General features: G+C 53.1%; 17 protein-coding genes. 6 read left to right on the forward strand and 11 right to left on the reverse strand.

Translation table 11 applies throughout. The features are described from left to right. Positions 1-6: 6 nt before the first annotated feature. The 5 genes from H1D31_RS03235 to H1D31_RS03255 form a co-directional block, all read right to left on the reverse strand. On the reverse strand, positions 7-903 hold the full coding sequence (locus H1D31_RS03235; protein WP_261255975.1) for a ribose-phosphate diphosphokinase: 897 nt from the start codon (positions 901-903) through the stop codon (positions 7-9). A gap of 3 nt (positions 904-906) precedes the next feature. Beyond that, on the reverse strand, positions 907-2496 hold the full coding sequence (locus H1D31_RS03240) for a thymidine phosphorylase family protein (protein ID WP_261255977.1): 1590 nt from the start codon (positions 2494-2496) through the stop codon (positions 907-909). 170 nt (positions 2497-2666) lie between these two features. Then, entirely contained in the window at positions 2667-3479 is an 813-nt protein-coding gene (locus H1D31_RS03245) for an HDOD domain-containing protein (RefSeq protein WP_261255979.1), read from the reverse strand. 107 nt (positions 3480-3586) lie between these two features. Next, positions 3587-5281 (reverse strand): class I SAM-dependent methyltransferase, encoded by a 1695-nt coding sequence (locus H1D31_RS03250; RefSeq protein ID WP_261255981.1) that lies wholly within the window; start codon positions 5279-5281, stop codon positions 3587-3589. A 98-nt stretch (positions 5282-5379) separates the two neighbouring features. Further along, positions 5380-5859, reverse strand: coding sequence for a YqhA family protein (locus H1D31_RS03255; RefSeq protein WP_261255984.1), 480 nt, complete (start codon positions 5857-5859; stop codon positions 5380-5382). A gap of 215 nt (positions 5860-6074) precedes the next feature. Here H1D31_RS03255 and H1D31_RS03260 point away from each other — a divergent pair, with 215 nt between their 5' ends. Then, the gene (locus H1D31_RS03260) at positions 6075-8765 is read left to right on the forward strand and encodes a M14 family metallopeptidase (protein WP_261255986.1); all 2691 of its coding nucleotides are present in this window, start codon (positions 6075-6077) and stop codon (positions 8763-8765) included. 67 nt (positions 8766-8832) lie between these two features. On the opposite strand, the gene H1D31_RS03265 is transcribed toward H1D31_RS03260, so the two are convergent. Continuing rightward, complete coding sequence (locus H1D31_RS03265) at positions 8833-9951, reverse strand: sensor domain-containing diguanylate cyclase (RefSeq protein WP_261255988.1); 1119 nt, start codon at positions 9949-9951, stop codon at positions 8833-8835. Between the two features lie 162 nt (positions 9952-10113). Between H1D31_RS03265 and H1D31_RS03270 the strand changes: the two genes are divergently transcribed. Further along, entirely contained in the window at positions 10114-10302 is a 189-nt protein-coding gene (locus tag H1D31_RS03270; RefSeq protein WP_261255990.1) for a hypothetical protein, read from the forward strand. Between the two features lie 291 nt (positions 10303-10593). On the opposite strand, the gene H1D31_RS03275 is transcribed toward H1D31_RS03270, so the two are convergent. From H1D31_RS03275 to H1D31_RS03285, 3 genes are all read right to left on the reverse strand, one after another. Then, complete coding sequence (locus H1D31_RS03275; protein WP_261255992.1) at positions 10594-11973, reverse strand: histidine phosphatase family protein; 1380 nt, start codon at positions 11971-11973, stop codon at positions 10594-10596. Between the two features lie 14 nt (positions 11974-11987). Next, positions 11988-13397 carry a purple acid phosphatase family protein gene (locus tag H1D31_RS03280; protein ID WP_261255994.1) on the reverse strand — a complete coding sequence of 470 codons (1410 nt, stop codon included), beginning with the start codon at positions 13395-13397 and terminating at the stop codon, positions 11988-11990. Positions 13398-13459: 62 nt separating this feature from the next. Next, complete coding sequence (locus H1D31_RS03285; protein ID WP_261255996.1) at positions 13460-16294, reverse strand: TonB-dependent receptor; 2835 nt, start codon at positions 16292-16294, stop codon at positions 13460-13462. A 226-nt stretch (positions 16295-16520) separates the two neighbouring features. Here H1D31_RS03285 and H1D31_RS03290 point away from each other — a divergent pair, with 226 nt between their 5' ends. After that, positions 16521-17420: a GGDEF domain-containing protein gene (locus tag H1D31_RS03290; protein WP_261255999.1), complete on the forward strand. Its 900-nt coding sequence runs from the start codon at positions 16521-16523 to the stop codon at positions 17418-17420. Positions 17421-17424: 4 nt separating this feature from the next. Next, positions 17425-18441, forward strand: coding sequence for an AraC family transcriptional regulator (locus H1D31_RS03295; protein WP_261256001.1), 1017 nt, complete (start codon positions 17425-17427; stop codon positions 18439-18441). Here H1D31_RS03295 and H1D31_RS03300 read toward each other — a convergent pair. Then, positions 18428-18757 carry a hypothetical protein gene (locus tag H1D31_RS03300; protein ID WP_261256003.1) on the reverse strand — a complete coding sequence of 110 codons (330 nt, stop codon included), beginning with the start codon at positions 18755-18757 and terminating at the stop codon, positions 18428-18430. The genes H1D31_RS03295 and H1D31_RS03300 overlap by 14 nt on opposite strands. A gap of 137 nt (positions 18758-18894) precedes the next feature. Between H1D31_RS03300 and H1D31_RS03305 the strand changes: the two genes are divergently transcribed. Both H1D31_RS03305 and H1D31_RS03310 read left to right on the forward strand, forming a co-directional pair. After that, complete coding sequence (locus H1D31_RS03305) at positions 18895-19767, forward strand: DMT family transporter (RefSeq protein ID WP_261256006.1); 873 nt, start codon at positions 18895-18897, stop codon at positions 19765-19767. 361 nt (positions 19768-20128) lie between these two features. Further along, entirely contained in the window at positions 20129-21892 is a 1764-nt protein-coding gene (locus H1D31_RS03310; protein WP_261256008.1) for an alpha-amylase domain-containing protein, read from the forward strand. Between the two features lie 82 nt (positions 21893-21974). Here H1D31_RS03310 and H1D31_RS03315 read toward each other — a convergent pair whose 3' ends face one another. Then, positions 21975-23204: an MFS transporter gene (locus H1D31_RS03315; protein WP_261256010.1), complete on the reverse strand. Its 1230-nt coding sequence runs from the start codon at positions 23202-23204 to the stop codon at positions 21975-21977. Between the last annotated feature and the right edge of the window lie 36 nt (positions 23205-23240).

Raw genomic sequence — 23240 nt, forward strand, 5'->3', positions numbered from 1 at the left:
CGTATACTACGACTTACTTAATAACGGCAGTAACGCCGCTGTCAGCAGCGGCGCCATACTAATGGCATTACTGGCGTGGGCGATACAATCGGTACTCCAGACTTCGCCGACACCGGCGGCCTTAATCACCTCGAGCGCATCGCCGGCAAAGAGTGCATGGGTAACGGCCACATCGACTGAGGCAGCGCCAGCAGCTAATAACTTGCTACAGGCGCCCGCCAGGGTACGGCCGGAGCTGGCGACATCGTCCATTAATACCACATTGCGACCCTGCACCCTGATATCGGGTAAGGCAATATCAACCTGCGTATCGCCATGCCGCACCTTGTTACAGACTGCATAATCACAGTGAATGTGTTCAGCCGCCAGCGCCACCCATTGCAGGGCTTCGGCGTCGGGGCCAATTAACAGCGGCCGGCTATGTTTGCTGGCAATCAGCTCGGCTAATCGCGGCGCACCGCTGAGTGCTATCGCCGCACCTTGTGGAATGGCTTCGCTTAATTCACTGATACGGTGCAGATGCGGATCGACAGTAATAACGCCATCAAACAGCTCGGCTAAAAACTGGCCGATAATTTTCTGGCTGACAATTTCACCCGGATTAAAGGCAATATCCTGCCGCATATAAGCCAGATAAGGTGCCACCAGCCAGATTTTCTGCACGCCCTGTGACCGGGCATGGCGGGCGATCAGCAGCAGCTCCACCAGTTTATCGTTAGGCTTATCCAGGCTTCGGTACAGCACCAGCTCGCGGGGTACGGCTTCAGCAAACGGCAGGGTAAGTTTTAACTCGGCATCGGGAAAATGATGCAACTGATAACTGATTAACGGTAAACCGGCGGCGTCGGCTAAACGGTTCGCCGCCTGCACCTCATCCGGTGCGCATAATACAAATACCGACATACTTTAATACTCCAACTGCAGTGGCAGCAGCAACTCAGGGGCGCCAATCCGGTAACCCAGGCTGCGCTGACAAGCCTGGCGGGCAAAGGCTAACTCTGTGGGGTAAGCCGCATACACCCGGTATAGCGCTTGTCCCTGTTCCACCTGCTCACCTAGTTTTACCAGCAAATCGACCCCTGAACCTTTGGCACGTGGCGCACCGGCCGAGCGGGCGATGCGGGCCAGCTGCACATTATCGATTTCTACTACTGTACCGCTGTGCGGTGCGGCGACATCAAAACTTAACGGCGACAGCGGCGGCTTATCCGGGTCAAAGTCTTTCATACCCTGCGCCGCCATAATGGCCTGCATTTTTTGCCAGGCCCGACCGGAATCCAGAATATCGCGGGCGATAGCAAAGCCGTCACCGCCACGCACATCCGGGTCAAACTCCAGCATTCTGCCGGCTAAGCGCAGCGACTTCTGCCGTAAATCGTTCGGCGCCAGCGGATGATTCTTAAGCACCCTAATCACGTCGCGGGCTTCCAGCGCCGGGCCGATACCATTGCCAATCGGCTGCCGGCCATCGGTGATCACCACCTCGATCGCCAGCCCCATCCGTTTGGCAACAAACTCAAACAGTTTGCGCAGCTTTTGTGCCTCGGGCATGCTGCGCACCTTGGCCGAAGGGCCAATCGGAATATCCAGTAATAAATGGCTGGAGCCGGCAGCGACTTTTTTCGACAAAATCGACGCCACCATCTGCCCCGGCGAGTCGATAGACAACGGCCGTTCAACCGAAATTAACACATCATCCGCCGGGGACAAATCACTACTGCCACCCCAGGCTAAACAGCCGCGGTGCCGGTGTACAATGTCGGTCAGCTGGTCAAAAGGCAGCTCCACCCGCGCCAACAGCTCCATGGTATCAGCGGTACCGGCCGGCGACGTAATGGCCCGCGACGAGGTTTTCGGGCATAGCATGCCATGCGCGGCCACGATCGGCACCACCAGCATCGAGGTACGGTTCCCCGGAATGCCGCCAATACAGTGTTTATCGACTACCGGGTGTTCCTGCCAATCGAGCCGGCGCCCCACTTTACTCATGGCATCGCTTAAAAAGAATACCTCTTCGCGGTCTAACTCGCCCTGATTACAGGCCACCACAAAGGCAGTAAGTTCAATTTTCGAGTAACGGTGAGCGGCAATATCCTGCACTATGCTGGCAAAGTCATCACGGCTTAGCCGTTCACCGGCAATTTTACGGTGCAGCGCCGGGATAGAATGCGGCGGCTCGGCCGGTGATACCGTAACGGCTTCACCATCCAGCGCACCAAGGTTAACAAAGGCCTCTTCCGACAGGCCGAGCTGCTGACAGCCGACAATACTGGCATCGTCTACCACATTAAGGCTGGCTAAAATGCGCTTACCGCGCGCCTGCACCTCAATCTTTGCCAGCGCCTGAAAACCCTCGGCGCGGTAAATGGCACAGTCGCGGTGTAAATAGGCCACGTTTTCGCGGTAGGTATCAATACCTACCCGCTTCAGGCTTAGGGTAGTGGTTTTCGAAGTACTGGCTGGCTGGGCTTCGGTTACTGCTTTGGATGCGGTCATAAAAACTCACCAAAAACGATATCGAGTTTAATCTACTCCTGCTGCTATGGCAGTGCCAGTATTTTTGTCGTGCTAAGCTTGAGCCAGATCAGGGCAGCACTCAAAGTGATGGGGAAAAAACAGAGCGGCCGGCACAGCACGATGCGGTGGGGGCAGTGCCGGCTTCAGGCTTAACCGAGCATGTCGTCGATATCGGCATCCAGGTCAGGCATCTGGCCGATATGGCGATAAACGTCTTCCAGTTTTAAATGCAGCGCATGCGCCAGCTTGGCCGGAAATAGTTCATAACGTTCGGCTTTGACATCTTTTTCATGCTCCAGCAAATAGCGGCCCAGCATAATCAACGATGCATAAGGGTCGAGCTTGCCGCCATAGGCCGGCGCATATTGATGAGCAATCGCCTGCACAATCTGGTCAGGGAAATGCCAGTAGCGCGCCAGCTCGGCACCGGCCTGGGTAAAGTCAAAGCCCAGATGCCGCACCTCAGTTTCACGGCGACGGTTACCCAGCGCCACTTCTTGATCAATGAGTACCGCCTGCTCTGGCTTAACCACATGGATCAGATATTCACCTATGCCATGCAGCAAACCGCAGGTATAGGCTAGCTCGGGGTCTACTTTTAACAGCTTAGCCATATATTTACAGCGGTTCGCCATCCGGAACGAATAGCGCCAGTAGGCGTTGAGGTCAAAATTTGGCAGCGGTTTAAAACTGGACGACAAGCTCACCGATAATACTAAGGTACGCAGCGTATCGGTACCCAGCACCAATACCGCATCCTTCACCGAACCGATTTTGCGGTGACCACCATATTTGGCCGAGTTGGCCAGCCGCAGTACCTTGGCGGTAATGGCCTGATCATTAGCCAGCAGGGTAGCAATACGCTCGCCACCCACGCTGTTACTCTGAAAACTGGCCATTAATTCTTGTAGTATTTTTGGCACCGACGGCAAACTGGTGGCTTTTTCAATTAACTCACGCATCGCTGAACCCTTAGCAGTGTTGTGTTAGATTCAGCTTATGCTATCCGCAACGGTTGTGGCAGGGGGTGGAGCGGATTTATTTTCAAGAGTGTTTTGTCCGACTACATTTACCATTCAGCGACTTGCAGCCGTTGTTTAATACCGACCATTTGTAGTTGCATCGCATGTAGCACTTCCGCGAAATCCCGACAACCCGGGCTGATATTTGGCAGTGATAACCCTGCCTCGATAAAAAAACGTTGTTGTTCCGCATCGGTTTGCCAGGCTTGCCGCCACCAATCCTGAATATGGTTGGCACAATGCTGCATCCGGCTTTGGCTCGGTAGCCGATCGCGCTTTTTGCGATTTTCGGCCTGACTGGCCGGCAGCAAATTCCACAGATCATTATTTGGCCAATAGCTAAAGGGTACACAGTGGTCAATATCAAAACTATAGAGTGGCGCCCCACTCCAGACACTGCATATCTGAGCACCGCTGCTACGCAGTCCTGCAACTTTCTGCCGCACCAGTCGGGTATCATGCTGCTGATCCAGCCAGCGCAGCTGGTTATGGTAGCTTTCGAGAGAGATTTGCCGTTCAGCATTACGTTGATACTTTTGCATCTCGGCAATCCATTGCTGAACCAGTAACGGCTCAATCCAGCAGCCGTACTGGCGGAAGCAATTCCAGAGGTCCTCGCTTAAAACAAAGCAACCGAAACTTGCCAGAAAATCGCGATCAATTAATACATGGCTGCGTTTTGCTACTTTATGGCGCTCCATCCGGAACAGCGTATTACTTTTATCGCCCTGCCAGATATAGGTAACAGGCCCCGCCTTTATGGTGCTAAGCGTATCCGCGAACAGTTGTTGCAACGCCTGAGCTTCCTCGCCGGTATAAAAGTTACCGATCGCGAAATCATCAGCGGTGAGTTGTGCAAGCTTGCCCCAGCCATCCGGCTTTACGAAACCTAAGCCTTTCGCCGGATCAGCGTTCTGTTGCATATCGCTGTCGACCAGACGCTTAAACAAGCGGATCCAATATAATGCGACTAAACCCAGTGCAATGCCTACCTGCCCATCTTGCCGGTCAATAACGGCGCCCGGATGCGCCTCGGCGATCCGCACCAGGGTACGTAATAGCGCCAGCTTGTAAGTCGAGGATTTGTTGTCGTTAACCACAATATGCCGCACTTTACCCAGGCTGCCACTACCGTCATCCGGTAGCATCAGTACCAGCGTCTGCCATGCAACATCAACCCGGCCGCCAGCATCGGCAGTTCGTGCGGAGAGATGTTTAAGCACTAAACCAAATTTGCTGGCCAGCTCGTTGATTTCATCTACCGAAACCGGATAGGCAACCCGATGATCGCTAAAGTCGCCATAGCGCAGGCTGAGAATAAAGTGGCCGCCGGGGGCCAATAAGTTGGCTATTTTTCGAAAGGTGCGCTGCCGCTCTGACGGACTGATATGCATCCAGACTGCACTCAGCAAAATAGTATTAAAACGCAGATTGAGCTGATAGGTCGCTTTCAGCTCCGGCAAGCTATCAGAGAGCCATTGCACTTTGGGAGCCAGCGCGGCACTGGTTTTTAACTGCCCGAGCCGGCGCAGATCCTCTGCCGGCTCCACGGCGATAACCTGATTGCCTTGCGCGGCCAGCCAGAATGCATCCCGGCCACTGCCAGCACCGATATCGAGCACCAATTGTTCTTTCGGCCAGTACGGTTGCCAACTCTGATGCACCTGTTCAAAACTTAGCGCATCATACTGGGCGGCAAAAAGCTCAGCTTGCTGATGATAGATATCGATAGTTTTGCTCATTGAGGATAGCTAAGCCGTTGTTGTCGCTGCTACTTTAGGTCTTTTTAGCAGCTACGCCCAGTCAGTGCAATCTTAACCGGCAAATTTACCGGCTCACATTAAGAATGCCGCATCTGCTTCGCCGCAAACACACTGGCCAGCACCACTACGGCGATGGCAAGGCCGAAGTACAGGGTTTCCAGCGTGGCGCCGACTTCTACCGCTTGCTCCAGAAACAGAATCACCATTATTACGCTGGCGACCTGCATCAGGGTAATTTTTAGATCATGGAAGTTTTTGATATCCATGGCTTTGAGTAAGCCTTTGTCGAGATTCTCCACATCGCCCAGAAAAAGCCGGTACAGGCCGGTGGCAATAATCTGAAAGGTCAATGCGATTAGTAAGGTATCCAGTACTTTCAGCAATTTTACTGCCAGCCTTTTGCCTAGATCGGCGGTATCGGGCAGTTGGCTTAGAGTTTCCCAAATAATGTTATACACAATCACCGCACTGCTCAGATACAGTAAGCAAGCGGCGGCCGCACAAACCACTATCGTCAGTAGCACCAGAATACGGCTGCTTTGTAAGATTCTTTCCATCGGTTTTACCTTTAACATAGGCCTGCTCCGTTTACTGACGTTAGAGGCAACTTGGAGTAATGGTGCTGTAACAAGTTCCTTGTGATAACGCTCACTGCTCTGATGTCATGGCCGTTTTTAATTGACCACTGGTCGCAATCCACAGTGCGGCCTCTTGTGCAGCTGCCCTGCTGCGCCTAAGGTAAGCAAAAAACACGATAACTCTGCGGGAACCTATGCGCTTATTTTATACCAGCTTGCTCACTGCCAGTTTGGCAGCCTTACCTTGTGTTGCCTCAGCTGCTGACATAAGCACCGCCCAGCCGGTGCCGTATTTTCCACAAAGTGATTACCGGCCGGATATCAGCCCGGTGCCGGAATTACTGGGCCATCAGTTTGGCGAGCGCATTTCAGAGCCGGCGGCAATATCCCGCTTTTTCGAGCAACTGGCCAGCCGTTATCCGCAGCAGGTTAAGCTGGTGCACTATGGCAAAAGCTGGCAGGGCCGGCCGCTGTTTTATGCGGTAATTGGCAGTAGCAGCAATATCAGCAAGCTGGCCGAAATTGAAGCCGGGATGCGTAAACTTGCAGAGCCCTCAAGCCTGAGTGAGCCAGAAGCCAAACAGCTGATCGCCAGCCTGCCGGCCAGTGTCTGGATTGCCGGTAGCCTGCACGGCAACGAAATTAGCCCGGCCGATGCGGCAATGGCCTTGGCGTATCATTTGCTGGCTGACCAAAGCGCCCTGACCCAGCAAATATTAAGCAACACCCTGGTCTATATCGACCCGCTGCAAAACCCGGATGGCCATCACCGTTTTGTCAGCCGCTACTATGCCACAGTAGGCCTGGAGCATTCGCCGGATCGGTTGTCGGCCGAGCAGAACGAGCCCTGGCCGAATGGCCGTACCAACCACTACCTGTTTGATATGAACCGCGACTGGATTTCGTTAACCCAGCCGGAAACCGCGAGCCGCGTTAGAGCACTGCAGCAAATGTATCCGCTGCTATTTGTTGACTCGCATGAAATGGGCGGCGATATGGGATATTACTTTAGCCCCGAGGCCGAGCCCTACAACCCGCATATTCAGGCCAGCCAGCGCCAGGTGCTGAATAAGGTGGGCCAGAATAATGCCAAATGGTTTGACGAGCTGGGCTATCACTACTTTACCCGCGAGATTTTCGATGCCTTTTACCCCGGCTATGGCGCCAGCTGGCCGCTGTATTACGGCAGCGTATCGATGACTTATGAGATGGCCTCGGCACGCGGCCATCATTACCGGATGCAGGATGGCCAGATCCTGACGTTTGCCGATGGTATTCAGCGTAATTTTGTCGCCTTTAAAGCCACGCTGGAAACCGCCAGCCAGCAGGCCAGTACCTTACTGCAAAACTTTTATCAGTACCGCAAAACTGCGGCGGCACAGGGCGAAAAAGATGGCCTGCGTAGCTTTATTTTTGCTGCCGAGCGCGATCTGGCCGGCCATCAGAAACTGATGGGCGTGCTAACCCAGCATGGCATTAAAGTAGAGCAGGCGCAGCAGGCGTTTCGTGCCTGTGGCAAAGACTATCAGGCGGGCAGCTACCTTATTCGCACCAATCAGCCGAGCTACCATTTAATGCGCACCCTGCTCGATGATACGGTGCCGATGGATAAAGCCTTTTTAGAGAAACAGGAGCAGCGCCGCGCCAATAACCTGCCGGATCAGATTTACGATGTTACCGCCTGGTCGTTACCGCTGATGTATAACCTTCAGATGCAGCGCTGTAATCAGGCACCGCGGGTTAATACCACTGTGGTTGGCCCGGATACCCTGATCGCCGGTAGCGTCAGTACCCCGGATGCACGCTACGGCTATGTGGTGCCCTGGGGTGATATGGCGGCGGCGCGCTTTTTAAGTGCGGCGCTGCAACAGGGTTTAACGCTACGCAGCAGTGATCTGCCCTTTACGCATCAGAATGGTCAGCGTTACCCAGCCGGCACCCTGGTATTAAGCCGTGCCGATAATCCGGCTGACTTAACCACCAAGGTACAACAACTGGCGCAGCAAAGCGGCGCCCGGGTACAGGGGCTGGATAACAGCTGGGTAACGGATGGACCGAACTTTGGTTCCTTTAATGTGCCGGCAGTGCCAAAGATTAATGTCGCAATGCTGTGGGATGAGCCGACGAATCCGCTCAGTGCCGGCAGTGCCCGCTTTGTGCTGGAGCGTGGTATCGGTTATCCGGTCACAGCGATCCGCCCGGCACAGCTACGCAGTGCCGATCTGAGCCGTTATCAGGTGCTGATTTTACCAGCGACGGGTAGTGGCAGTTATCAGCAGGCACTGGGTAGTGTCGGCAGCGAGAATTTACGCCAGTTTGTGCAGCGTGGCGGTGTACTGATCACCCTTGGCAATGCCACCAGCTATTTGCTGGAGGGCGATAAGCCACTACTGAGCAGCAAGCGCGAGTATCAGGTCAGCGAGCAGGAAAAACCTGCCAACGAAGCAAGAGTGCCAGGCCGGGTGTTGGCGGAATACCGCGAGTTCGAGCAGATGTTAAAGCCGTATCAGGCCGATCCGGACTGGGTGCCGGGCTTTATTGCCAATGCTGTGGTTGATCAAAACCATTGGCTAACCGCCGGTATCGCCGAACAGGTACGCAGCCTCTATGTTGGCAACCATATTTACCAGCCGCTACGGATTAACGATGGCCGCAATGTAGTCAATTTCGCCGCCCCTAAAGATCTCCTGGCCGGTGGCTTTGTGTGGGAAGAAAACCGCCAGCAAATTGCCCATAAACCGCTGGTGATGGTGCAGTCGCACGGCCGTGGCCAGGTGATTGCCTTTACCCAGGAGCCAAACTTCCGCGCTTACGTCGATGGTATGCACCTGCTGTATATCAACGCCGTATTCCGCGGCGCCGCACACGCCGGCGCCCTGCGCTAACCCAGTTATCCACAGCACTCCGGTACCGGTCTGACCTCTGACCGGTACCGGAGTGCTGTGGATAAGTTTATTTGGTGGGTTGAAATACCCATTGGTTACGGCCTTGCTGCTTGGCCTGATATAACACTAAGTCAGCTTCGCACAGCGCTTGCTCAAAGGATGCGCCAGCGTGTAGAGCTGCACCTCCAATACTCACTGTCAGCTTATCCAAACCTAAACTTTGCCAATCTTGCCCGGCAAATGCAGTGCATAGTCTGCCTGCGATTTGTTCTGCCGTGGCTTTGTCAGTATTCGGCAAGATGATAAGAAACTCTTCTCCGCCCCAACGGGCAACCAGATCGCTCTGTCGTAATAGTTGCTGTAGCAGCTGAGCCGTTTTAATTAACACCTGATCGCCGCAATCATGACCATGGCGGTCATTAACTTGCTTAAAATGATCCAGGTCCAGCATCAGTATGGCGGCACTTTGCTGTTGTCGCTGCAAATAGGCCAAATAACTTGTTGCCCGATGCAGTAAACCACGGCGGTTTAACAAACCGGTTAAAGGATCAAGGTGCGAGTCGGCCTCTAACCGCTGCTGTGTTTCTTCCAGATAGCCTGTTAAAGCAAAAATACCATAGGCCGCGGTAATGCCTGGCCACAGTAGTTGCGAAACCAAATAACCAGAAAATACCCAGGCCGGAGAGAACTCCACCAAGATGGAACGCAGTAAACAAATCAGGAACCAGCACAACATTACAGCCGAATAGATAAAATCTGATTTAGTCGGCCTGGTTTTAACCCTACTGAATAACCAGGCGGAGGGTAATGCGACCACTGCAGTTACCAACGTCATCAAGTGCAGCTGCAGTCGCTCCGCATCTTGTTGTAAATACGTATACAGGAGAGCCTGCAGTAGTACCGGCGGTACGATATACAGTAACTTAACTTGTCGTCCGGCGCGGCTTAACGCAAACAATAACAGCAACCAGAAGTTGATCGCACTGGCTAAACTTGAGCCAAAAAGCAGTAATAATTGTGTCGGCCACAAATACAGCAACCAACTTAGTGCATCAAAACTCAGTGCTAATTGCAGGTAACCTAAACTAGGCTTATCAGGGGCTGGCGGCTTTACCCGACTGGACGCAAGCAGTAACACCAGCAAAAGCTGCATCATGGCTAAGGTGTAGAGCTGCTCTGTATTCATGCTGATACTTCACTCAGATAGATACACTAAATTAGGCATCGACTGCATTTTATGCAATGCTTTTTTCGTTTAACTTTTGCACAAAGCGCGGAATTTTTTCATTAGACGTTAGCGCATTTTTTGACCAAATTATGACTCCCAAGCTAACCCAACAGGTGCCATATGACCTCGCCATTCGTACTGACAGTACATAAAAACTTTGCCGTTAAATTGAAGGAAGCTGGCTGCGACCCGCAGCAAATTGCATCGCATTTACAGGAAGTGTTACTGGAAGATGAAGAAATTACGCAGATCATTCAGGAACTGAGTAGCCAGCCGGAACGCTTTAGCTCCCGCCAGGATTTCGCTTAATTAAAATAATGAAAAATGTTGGGGGCATTTGCCCCCAACCAAAACCACTTGGGTAAACATCCAGGAAGGAAGTAGAGGTAACCACTACTTTGCTTATTTTATCCCTACCCCATGACCTTTTTGTGACACCTCAGTGGCAGTTCCATGAACTTATCCACCGCACTCCGGTACCGGTCTGACCAGTACAAACACAGATGCGCGGTAAAAACGGGCAAACTGTGGAAAACTCCTGTTACTTATGCACAGCACTCCGGTACCGTACCGGAGTGCTGTGCATAGTTCCGTATTGGCTTAGGGGAGTAAGCAGCGGCGCAGCTCACTGCTGCTATAAAAATAGCGGCTACCGGCAACGGGCTGACAGTGTGCGGCAAAGGCGGTTTCCTGCTCGTGATGTAACATCCGGATCAGGGTTAGCCCCTCAGCATTGCGATACACTTCCCATTGCACGTTGGCGGCCATTGGTGCTACCCGCCCACTGCGCCAGTCGCTATTTTGGTAGCTGTAAAGCACGTTTTCCGGCAGCGGCTCACTGGCGCCGGCTATGCCAAGAAAGGCCGCCAGTGGCATTAACACCTGGGCATGAGTAAAACGGATACTGGCCACGTAGCCGTTTGGCTGCTCGGCTTTATCCAGCATATCGGCAACTAAACGCCCGGCTAAGCGATAGGTAATATCATCGCCGGCAAACGCCGGGCCACGGCCATAGAAAGAATCCGCATCATCCAGCTCAGCCAGCGGCAACAGATGCTCGTCCAGCAAGATATCAGCAAAATCAAACGGACCTTCCAGCGTTAGATTACTGGCAATGCTGTACAGGCTAAACAGTACATTGGCCGCATCCAGCGGATTACGAATAGCGTCATCATCGTCCGGCAGGGTCAGCTCAATCTCACCCTGCTGCAGGCGACTAAGAAATGCCGGGCTAAACAGTCTGGACAACATCGCCAGGGCGGCATCTTGCCGCGCTGGGTCAGCTTCCAGTTGTTTCATCACCCGCATTAGCCGCGGATCGCTTTCGCGGTAACGCTCAAAATCTTCACTGCCCTCGGCTTTATAAAAATACAGCGTAGCTTCATCCGCTCTGGCAGCATCAAGCAAGGGTACAAGTGCCGGCAGCTCCGCCGTTAATCCTGCCACAAAGGCATCGCCACTTTGGTCGGCACGCTCACGGCCCGAATGTAACACTTCGATCCGCAGCTGCTGCGCGATGGCCTGCTCAAATACCCCCGGCAACCTTGCCAGTAAACGCTGGGCCATTTGTTGCTGCTCCTGCACACCTAAAGCAGAGATTTCACCATACTTATCTGGCTGATGCGCCTGATGCAGCCGCTGCACCAGCTCTGCCAACTGCTCACCACGTACCGTTAAGCCCTGCTCAGCGGCGGCCAGCGCCAGTAGCTCAAGCATTAAGATATCGTCGCCTTTACCGGATAAAAAGCGCGAGCCATGGCGCGCCACATGTTGCAGGCCTACCGCAGTAAAGCCCGCTGGCGCAGCACTGTAACTATGCCAGTCTTGCTGCGGCTGATAGGGCGTTTTACTGGTCAGTAAAAACCTTTCCGCCACTGGCGTCGTGGTAGCTTGCTCACCAGTTGGTGTAGCCGCTTGCTGCACGGGCTGGCAGGCTGTTAATAGCCAGGTCAGACTTAACGTTAAAAGCGTTTTTTGCATAGCACTCTCATCACTTAAAGATTAAACGGCAGCGCCGGTAAATTAAATTCGGTACTGTTCCAGCAGCGGCTGGCCCGCACTCTTAACTCTGCGGGCGTACCACAGAGCCGGGTTGCCGGCAGGTCAGCAGCTTCTTTTAAGGTGCGCTGCTTGCCCTGTTTCTGGATCACAAAACCATCGTACAGCTCACCGGTCACGGTTAACGCCTGATATTTCAGCTCGTTTTCGGTGATATCAATCAGCTGGAATAGCTGTGTATCTTCCGCCAGGCGCTGCATACGCTGGCGTGATGTGTCGCTACTCAGATACATTTTCGGGCCGGCCACCGAAACGATATACACCGCACCGCTCAGCTGACCATTGCTTGCTTGCTGACTGACGCGGCCATAGGTATGGTCATGGCCCTGCAATACCAGATCAACCGGGTATTGATCCAGTACCGGCTGCCAGTGCTGGCGCAGGAGCGGGTTATCGCGGCCCTGGGATACCGAGAACATCGGATGATGGTAAGTGACCACTGTCCAGCGCGCCGGGTTGTTGCCAAGCACCTGTTTTAACCACTGTGCCTGTAACTTTGCCATGGCCTCGTCCTGCAGCGCCGCCATTGAATTAAGCGAGATAAAGCGTACGCCCTGATAGTCGGTGTAATACACCGTTTCCTGCAGCGGTGCCGGACCATTGCGCAGCCCGTTAAACTGGGCCGCGAACTGCGGCACCAGATGATGCTGCTCCTGCCCGTCCTCAACATATTCATGATTGCCCGGCGTAATAAACTGGTTCAGCATGGCGCCAGCCCAGCCCAGGGCATCAAACCACTCGCCCCACTCGTTGTCATGGTTGCCCTCACGGCTACTGACCAAATCGCCGGCATGCAGCATCAGTTTAGCTCTTGGCCGGGTTAACAGCGCTTCGCGCATTACCCGCGATACCTGAGACTTATTGTGGTTTTGCGCATCACCAAAATAGATAAAGGAAAAGGGGGCAAAGCCCGCTGTTGCGGTGCGAAATTGCAGCCATTCACTCCAGGTACCAGCCCCTTTTACCCGGTACAGATACTGGGTATCTGCTTTAAGATCGCTAAAAGTCACACTATGTTGCAGCGCCAGACCATTCTCGGTTTGAATGCTCTGGCTAGTCGCTGCCACCCGGCTACTTTGCCAAACAAAGCCCGGACCGCTTTGCGCCAGTGCAATTTCCGCCTCTGGCTTCAGTAAGCCGGTGTTGGTGCGCCAATTTACGGTTTGGCTATGCGCCGGTTGTGTTGTTGGGATCAGGATGATCCGATCCGGAAAAGCGCTCGCCTGATAGCGGCTAAGCTGCTCCGGCACCATCGTATAGTGTTTGGCCTGCGCGCCCATTTCGGTTGTAGCCAGCAGCGAGGTGCTGACCAGCAGCATAGCGCAGCTGAATAGGGTTAACTTCATAGAAACTCCGAACAGCAGGGCCGCCAGACGGCGGCACCTGCAACAGCCGATTAGCAAAAAGGTTAGAACTTGCCGCTGACACCCAGCTGCCAGGCGCGGCCAAATTGCTCATGTTCATACACCCGGCCGCGCTCGCCCTGATAGCGGATCGCTTTGCTGTCGGTCAGGTTAGTGGCCTCGACAAACAGCGACAGCTGCTTGGTTAACTTATAGCTGGCGCTAAAGTCCAGGGTGCCACGGCCATCCCAGTACAGATTCAGATCCGGATTAGCGGTATCAAAGGCGTCGATATATTCAGAGCGGTAGTTATAGGCTAACTGGCTGCTAAACTTTTCAATATCGTATTGCAAGGCCAGATTTACCGTATGGCGGCTGGTACCATTTAACTCGGTTTTACCAATTCCAAACGGCAGATCCGCTTGCGACTTGGTATGAGTGTAGTTGGCAATAAAGCCCAGGCCACTTAAGGCACCTGGCAGGAAGTCCAGCGTTTGCTGCCAGTTCAGTTCCAGACCATAGAGGTAACCGCTGTCACCATTTTCTGGCCGCACCATATTAAAGCCGTCAAAGTCGCCGCCGACGAACTGGCTACGCGCTTTAAAAATAGGATCCGATAACTTCTTGTAGAACACCCCGGCAGAAATCATCCCCACCGGCGGCATATAGTATTCACCGGTCAGATCCAGGTTGTGCGCATAGGTTGGCTTTAACTCAATATTGCCGATATCGACAGTACCGCGGCCAGATTCGCGATCTTCAATGATAAAGTAGGGCACCAAGTCGACGAAATTCGGCCGGCGAATACCGGTGCTATAGGCCGCTTTAATAATCAGGCCGCTGTCCAGCTCATGCCGTAAATGGGCACTGGGGAAGAACTTGGTGTAACGCTTGCTGGCTTGTTGCAGCGTCGCGGTGTCGGTATCCAAATCATACTCGAAGGCATCACCACTATTTTTGGTTTGCTCCACCCTGGCGCCAAACAACACAGTGGTGTTGTCCCAATCCAGTTTATTCTGGGCGTAGGCAGCATAGATATCTTCTTTCGCTTGGTAATCGCCGGTAACCGAGGCAGCACCACGATCCAGGAAGTCGGCATTTTCAAAGATATCTCGATAAACCGACACAAAATCACGGCGTAGTTTCGGGCCATTATTATAAAAACCATCGAAAGGCCGTGATTGCTTATCAATAATCGCCTCGGCAAAGGTAGGCGCATTGCGGCCTACCGAGTTACGGAAGCGGTTTTCGTCATTCTCTTTTTCTTTTAGCCGCGCTTTAACGCCAAACTTCAGCTCCGAGTAAGCACTGCGCCACTGTCCTGGCAGGGTAAAATTCAATGCGGCAGCCTGCTCGGTTTCCTCGGCACCACCGGTACGACGCTCATAACGACGCCAGTTCATATCAGCAGGCGCAAAGTTAAAGTCGGTGCGTACCACCTCACCGGCATTGTTTAATACCTGAAAGGTCGGTAAATCCGGGTTGCTAAAATCATATGCCAGTCTCGGACGGCTGCGCTCGCGGTATATTAGATAATCACGGTTTGGATAGCTTTGTTTGGCAGAGGAGTGTGATAGCTGAAAATCAGTACTAAAAGTATCCATATCAATACGGCCGCCCACTACCGAAGTATTGATCCGGTTAACAAAGGTACGGTGCCGTAACTCTTTATCAAAGGTCGCACGCCCGGCCACCCCTTGCTGCTGTGTTGAATCTGCTGTGTGGCGCTCCCACTCAATCAGCAGGGTATCCCTAAACTCGTTGTCTTCAAAACGCGAATAGTTATGGCTTAGGTAAAAGTGCTTATTATCATCTACCCGCAAATCAAAGCGACCACTTAAGCCAGAGCGGATGCGTTTTAATTCGTAATCTTTAAATTCAGTAACCTGAGGCACATAGGCGCCACTATCCAGCTGCATCCAGGTATGCTCAACGTTATCAGTGACCCGGTTGGTTTCGCTATGCTGACCGGAGAATAAAAAGCCGGCCTTTTCGTTACCGTTAAACTTATCGCCATAGGTCAGGTTCAGTTTATAGGCATCGCCATTGCCTTTTTCATTACGGCCACCGGATACCTTGCCGCGTAAAATACGGCCTTTGCTATCCAAAGCCCCCTGGGTCACGATATTGATATTACCGGCGATGGCATCGGCGTCCATATCCGGGGTAATGGCCTTGGTCAGCTCTAACAAGGAGATAATGTCTGATGGAATGGTGTCCAAATCAACGGCCCGAGTGCTGCTATCCGGCGAAGGCACCTGCACGCCATCAATAGAGACGTTGGCAAATTCCAGCGGCGCACCGCGTACGTTGACATACTTACCTTCACCCTGGTCACGCTGAATGGAGGCGCCAACTAAGCGCTGCATCGCTTCGGCCACGTTATCATCCGGAAAGCGGCCCAGATAGTCTGACGATACCACCGATTTCAGGTTATCCGAGGCGCGCTGGATATTCAGCGCCCGTGACTGTGCATCACGGCTACCAACAATATTTAATACTTCAACCTGGTTGTTGGCGAAACGTAACGTCAGGGCAGCGCCCTGCTCCGCTGTCACCAACACATCCACCTGTTTTACCGCATAACCAAGATAACTGACCTCCAACTGATAGGTACCGGCGGCTAAGTTATCAAAGCGGAAGCGACCCTGCCGATCAGTGGTAGTTTCACGGTTAGTGCCGACCAGGCGGATAATAGCCCCTTGCAGCAGTACGTTACGATCATCACTGAGCTGACCGCGAATAGCCGGGCTATCCAGCTGCACAACAGAAACCGTTAGCGGCACATCGGCGCCCTGCGCCAGTACGGCGCCGCTGAAGATGCCAGCCGCCGCAATGGCCAGCATCAGCGAACTGCGTTTAAAGCGCGGGTTAAATCCAGGTTGAAGTAAAGCTTTCATCTTAGTGTTTTTCCTGAGGCAACAAATTCAGCGCTCAAGTGTGCTAAGCGGATATGACAAAAAAACGACAAATTGCCGTTAGGTTGAGCTACCCTGACCCGGGTCATTTTAGCTCAGACTAAAATAGCACCCGCTCTGTGCTGTCATGGTAGTGTCATCTGCTTGCCACAAAATACCCGTTATCAAGCGGGCAGCTGCGGCTGTACCTGAAAAAGCGGATCTCTCTATGTGGCGACAACACCGGTATAAAATTGCGCTTACTTTGTTACTGCTGCTGGCAGCCCTTGTTCTGGCTTTTCAGCTGTGCGAAGTAAAACCCTGGGCCAGTATCGACTGGCTGGATATTCTGGGCGAAGGCATCGTCTTGCTGGTGGCCTTGTGCTGGCTGACCCTGATTGTTACCAGCAGACCCTCCGGTCATATTACCGAGTGGCTGTACTATGGCAGCCTGCTGCTGGTCTGTTCTTTTACCCTTGATTTACTGGATGAATTTCTACGCTACCCGGAACATTTGCGTACTATGAGCTGGCTGGAGTCACTACCTGCGCCTCTTGGCATGCTGGCGCTGACCTATGGTTTAGTGGGGTGGCATCGCGAACAGCGAATAATTAACCGGCAACTGCAAGGGCGGGAGCTGTTTTTGCGTGACCACCGCTTGTTGGACCCTCTGACTCAGCTGTATGGTCTGGATTACCTGTATGCGGTGCTAAAGCGCGAAATTGAACTGCACCGCGAACAACAGCAACCACTGAGTTTGCTGATGCTGGGGATTGATCAATTTAGCGCCTTTAACCGCCAGCACGGCATGGCCGCCGGCGATCAGTACCTGGTGCAGCTGGCTGAATTACTCAGTAGCCAATTACGCAGCTCTGACGTACTGTGCCGCTATGCCGGTGATCGCTTTGTTGTGCTACTGGTCAATACCCGCCAGCGCGAGGCCGATATTATGGCGCAACACCTGCAGCAACAACTGACCTTGCTTAACAGCGGCGAGCAGCAGTTAAGCTTATCCATCGCCAGCCAGCAGGTCAATCATGCGGAAGCGGCGACAGTACTGGCCCGCGCCGAACAACAGCTACTGGCGGTAAAGCGTAAAAGCCAGGCTTATCAGCTACAGCCGGACTAATACCTTGCTGCCGGGCGCCTTTAACCTCAGCGACAAAAACCTGCTACTGCGGCATGGCGTGACCGACTTGCTGCAATTAGCGCAGCGCCGTGGTGCCAACCTGCACAAACTGTTACACGGCACCCAGATATTTGAGCAGGATTTAAGCCTGGCCGAGAGCCGCTGCCATCATCGCGACTGGCTAACGCTAGTTGCACGCAGCCAGCAGCTAGCCAGCCCGGAACTGCCCTTTATTCTGGCCGATAGCCTGTTACACAATAAGCACAGCTCGCTCTGTCAAAGCTTGCCGCTGGCGGCAAACCTGGCGACCAGCCTGCGCCAGCTTTATTATTTCCGGCATCAATTGTTGCCGGGGATCTTTGTGTTGCTGCGCAAAACCGACAGCCACCTGAGTATAGTGCTCAAGCCCGCAGTGCAATTGGGCACACAGCAAGCCTTTATTATCAAACTGGCGATGGCATTCTTAGTCCGTTTGGTGCAGCTGGGCACGCAGCGCGCCGACGAATTGAATATTCAGTTAAAGCAAACCTCACCCGCACATTTGGCGCATTTTAATAGTCACTGGCCCTGCCCGGCGCGCTTTAGTCAGCCGCTGGACGCGCTGCATATTCCGCTTAGTCTCTGGTATCGGCCTTTTATTACGCGCCAGGCTGCCGGATTCCGGGATCTGAGCCGTGCCTGCTATCAGTTAAACCGCCGTTTGCCACCGCAACGTGGTTTATTGGAGCTGATCCAGCGCCAGCTGTATCGGGCACTGCCGCAACAAGCCAGTCTGGAGCAGCTTGCCAGTTATCTGGGGCTCAGCAGCAGTAGCCTGAAGCGCCTGTTGCAACAACAAGACACCCATTTTGCCGCCCTGGCCGATGATTTACGTTGTGATCTGGCCAACTTACTGCTGTTACAAAGCAGGTTATCCAACCGGCAACTGGCCAGTGAATTAGGGTATTCCGACGAGCATAATTTCAGACGAGCCTTTAAACGCTGGACCGGTCATGTCCCCAGCAGCGTCAGACTTTGGTAAAACGGGGTACCGGTTGCGCCGGGTCAAAACGTTTACCCTGCTCCAATTGCTCAAAGATCCACAACAGCTGGCCAACCTGTATTCTGACCTGACCGGTTACTACCATCACCCCACTGACATAGGCACGAAAAGTACTCCCTAATCCGGCAGCATCCGCTTCCTGCAATGCCTGCCGCAATACCTGATCATGCAGGGTTTTATGAGCATGGTGGCGGGCATTCTGATAGGCATGCCGTTCAGCCCAAAAACTGCCCAGGCTTTGGTAAAGCGCATACAGTACTGCGGTACAGCACAAGGCTGTTAACAGAATAAACATCTCAGCCTCCTTTGGCGTTGCTATGGCAAATGACTCGTAGTAATAGATACGTTGGTCATACAAAGTTAGACCGCTCTCTTCTGTGTTAGTGCAACATCGGTTAGCATAGCCATCTTGACGTCTTATGAGTAATTGCAGTGCTTTGGATCCCCTTTACCTTGCTGGCGGCCTTTATGCAGGCCTGGCGCAATGCGTTTCAAAAACAATTAAGTCGAGACGTCAGTATCGCCGGCGTGACGCTGGCACGCTTTATCTGGGCTTCACCACTGGCAGCGCTGTATCTGGCGGGTCTTTATCAATGGCAACCCGTGGCCTTGCCTACCTTCAACCACCGCTTTGTATTTTTTATTGTCGGTGCTGCTGTTGCGCAAATTATTGCCACCGCCTTAATGGTCAAACTGTTTAAGTTGCGCAACTATGCCATTGGCGCCGGATTGGCGAAAAGTGAAGCCATACTGGCTGCGATACTGGGAGTCGCCTTTTTTAGTGAATCGTTAAGTTTGCTGGGTTGGGTCGGGGTACTACTGGGGGCGGTAGCCGTATTCTTGCTCAGCGGCGCCAGCTGGCGACAGCTATCGTGGCCGGTCTTATTACTTGGCATCAGCAGTGGCTTGAGCTTTGCGCTAACCTCGCTCTGGGTACGGCAGGCCAGTCTGGCGCTGGGGCTACCTTTCCCGCACGGTGCGGCCTGGGTGCTGTTGGTCGTGATTTTACTGCAAACCCTGATCTTACTCAGCTACCTGCTGTGGCGGGAGCGCAGCACCTTGCTGGCTCTGTGGCGACGTCCGCGGCTGACTCTGTTGATCAGTATCAGCAGCTGCATCGGCTCAATTGGCTGGTTTACCGCCATGAGCCTGGAATCAGTCGCGTTGGTCAAAACACTGGGCCAGGTCGAAGTGTTGTTTATGCTGCTGATCTCCGCCTTTTTCTTTAAAGAAAAGCTGCAAAGAACCGATCACGGCGGCCTGGCTCTGATAGTACTGGCCGCCATCGCAGTGATGTGGGCCTAGTGCCCGACACGCCGGCGGTCTGAACGCCGCCCGGCCATTAGCCGGATTGCGCTTTGCTTTGACCTGCGCAGAGCAGAGGAAGCGAGCCGCGCAACACCACTGTTTCCCTAAAACAGAGCAAATTTTTCGTTAATTAGTCGTTGCATACGTATTCATCTTGTTCACCTGCACCAACTTGGCCATAACAGTAGGGCTTTGTGCAAACTTTTAGTGCAAAGATCGTGAGGCCTGTTAGGTACAGCTGGTGGCGCTTGGAAGCGCGGGGAGTAACAACAAGGACAAAGTCGTGGGACGGCAAGGCATGAAGCCGGGTAGTACAACGACAGGCCGGAAATAAAACTTTTTATTTTCAGGTAAAACCATGCAAAATACAGCGAAAACCTCCATTTGGCAGCGCTTGCGCCACAGCATTATTGCCGTAACGGCACTCAGCTTTTGCCTTAGCCTGCAGGCCAACCCGTTACCGCAGATCCCGCCGCAACAGGTAAACAATACCATGTATCAGGCGTTTTACTGGGACGCCTATCCGGGCCTCTGGGCCAATTTACCCACTATGGCCGCGCCCTTGGCAGAACGCGGCATCACCTCGATCTGGTTGCCTCCTGCGGCTAAAGGCATGAATGGTACCAACAGCGTTGGCTACGATGTTTACGATTTCTGGGATCTGGGAGAATTTAACCAAAAAGGAACCATCGCGACCCGCTATGGTAGCCGCGCGCAGTTGCAGCAGGCACTAAGTGCCCTCGATCAACTGGGAATACAGGCCTATTTTGATGTGGTGTTTAATCACCGGATGGGCGCCGATGTGCAAGAGAATATTCCCGGCTTTGGCTTGGCCTGGACCGGGTATCACTTACAAGGTCGCCAGGCACACTATACCCAGCAAAATTGGGGCTATCTGTGGCACGACTTCGACTGGAACTGGACGGCTTTTAATGGCTCGGACAACCAGTTATATCCCGGCAAATGGTGGGGCAATACGTTCCATTTTCCTTATCTGATGGGCGAAGATGTTGACTACAACCGCTTTGAAGTGCAGCAGGAAATGAAAGCCTGGGGTGAGTGGATCATCAACAATGTGGGCTTTAGTGGCTTTCGGATGGATGCGATTGCCCATGTCGACACTGATTTTACCCGCGATTGGATCAATCATGTGCAGTGGGCGACCAGCGACGATATATTCTTTGTCGCAGAAGCCTGGGTCAGTGATATCAATGGCTATCTGGACGCCGTCAATACGCCGCATTTACGTGCCTTTGACTTTAAACTACGCGAAGACTTTGTGGCCTTAAGTAGTGGTAGCAAAGATATGCGCTGGTGGGGAGGCCTGGTAAATAGCCGGCACCGAGACCGGGCGGTAACCTTTGTCGATAACCATGATACCAGCCGTGCCGGCAATCCTTATGGTATGCCACAGGTGATCAGCTATAAGAACCAGGCCTACGCCTACATCATGCTACGTGAACATGGTGTGCCGACTGTCTTTGCCCGCGATTACGATGAGTTTGGAATGGCTCCGACGCTGGATAAGCTGATTGAAGCCCGCCGTTACTTTGCCTATGGCCCTGGCCATGAATATTCTGGCAATACCGAGGCCGTGTATGCTTATGTACGTGAAGGGCTAAGCACTGTGCCTGGCACCGGTTTAGTCATGCTGATATCGGGTCGTAACTGGGGTGTGCAACAATCGTTTTGGATCAACAGCCGTCAACCCAACACCACCTTTTACGATTACACCGGCAATATCAGCGGCACCATCACCACCAATGCACAGGGCTTTGCCAATTTCCCGGTTAATATCAGTGAAGGGAATGGCTGGTCGGTTTGGGTGCCTCAGGCGCCAGCGGCCAATCAACCAGGCACTATTACGTTGCGGATGACCAAAGATGTTGGTTATGGTTTCTCGTTATTTTTCACCGGCAGCAGCCCGGATCTGACCAACTGGGGTGGCGGCATTGAGGGTACCTGGACCAGTGGCAACGTCTGGGAAGTCACTATTCCGGCGCAAGGTAACTTCGAGTGGAAAACCCGCAAAGGCCCCACCGGTGGTAGTGGGCAGGACTGGGAAAGTGGCAGCAATCACAACCAGAACAATCTGCATCCGAGCTTTAACGGCGGATTTTGATACCGCTGTATAGTAACAAACAAGGGCGTCATGCTTTAAATGACGCCCTGATTATCCCGCCCCTATCACCGGTATCACAACACTAGCTGACGGGTGTGTGCTGACGCAGCCGCCTTAACCAGTACAGACTCAGTGCCAGCAACGATAACGGTAGCAAGGTCAGATAAAAAGCAGTCTGACCGCTAAAGCGAGCGAAAGTAAAGCCGGTGATAATGGAGCCGGTGGTGCCGCCCAATGCCGAAAACACCACGATAAGGCCGGTCATGGCGGCATGTTTGGTTTGCGGTAAGGCACTGAGAATAAACGAGTTAATCACCGGATACACCGGCGCCATAAATAACCCAATCAGCGGAAACAGATAGGCTGCCAGCGGCGCGTTCAGCAGATTGAGTTCCGCTGCCAATACCACATTTTTGGTCAGCGGCAGCGTCAGTAAAATCAGCACTGCCATGCCTATCAGGCAGCCATTTAGCAAGCCATACCAGTTCAGCGTTTTCAGTAACTGACCGGCCAGCAGACGCCCCAGCGCCAGACTGGCGGCAAAGATGCTGGTTAGCTGCACACTCAACTGATTCGGCAAGCCCAGTACCTGATTATTAAAGGTCGGCAACCAGCTGCCGATCCCCTGCTCCATCAACACATACAAAAATGCCGACATCACAAACACAAACACCAGCGGCCGGTAAACCAGCCTCAGCATGTCGAAAAAATCTTCTGCGGCATGCGTTACCGGCGGCAATACCAGACGTGGAAACTGAGTACTTAACAGCAATAGCAGATTAATTGCCGCTAACGCCGCCAGCCACCAGTACACCTCTAACCAGCCGGCAGACGCTGGCTGCAGCGGATCCATAAAATAAGCAAAGATCCAGTAGCCGCTAAGCACGCCCAGCATAAAGCAGCCCTCTATGGTATTGAGCAAAGACGCATGCTGTGCCTGATTGCTGGTCACCACACCTATGCTGGCATAAACCGAAACCTTTACCAGCGCAAAGCCGGCGCCTACCAATAAAAACAACAGCTTAGTAGTCAGAAAGGATGGCAGTAGCGGCATTGCCAGACAACCGGCGAATAACAGCGCCACGCCTATCAGCATCGCATTTTTATAGCCGAGCCGGGGTAACCAGGCCGCGATCAGAAAAGACACCACCGCTATCGGGATATCTTTAAAGCCCTCCAGCACACTGGCGGCTTCTTTGCTGATTTGGTAGCTGTGAATCACCTGCAGGATCACAGTACCAACACTGTTCAGCAGGATAGCGAACACAAAATAGGTCAGGATTAAACTGAGTTTGATCCGGAATATGGCCATAGTTATTTGCTCTTATCGTTATAAACGCTGTGCGCA

Source organism: Alishewanella sp. BS5-314 (assembly GCF_025377695.1).
GTDB lineage: Bacteria > Pseudomonadota > Gammaproteobacteria > Enterobacterales > Alteromonadaceae > Alishewanella > Alishewanella aestuarii.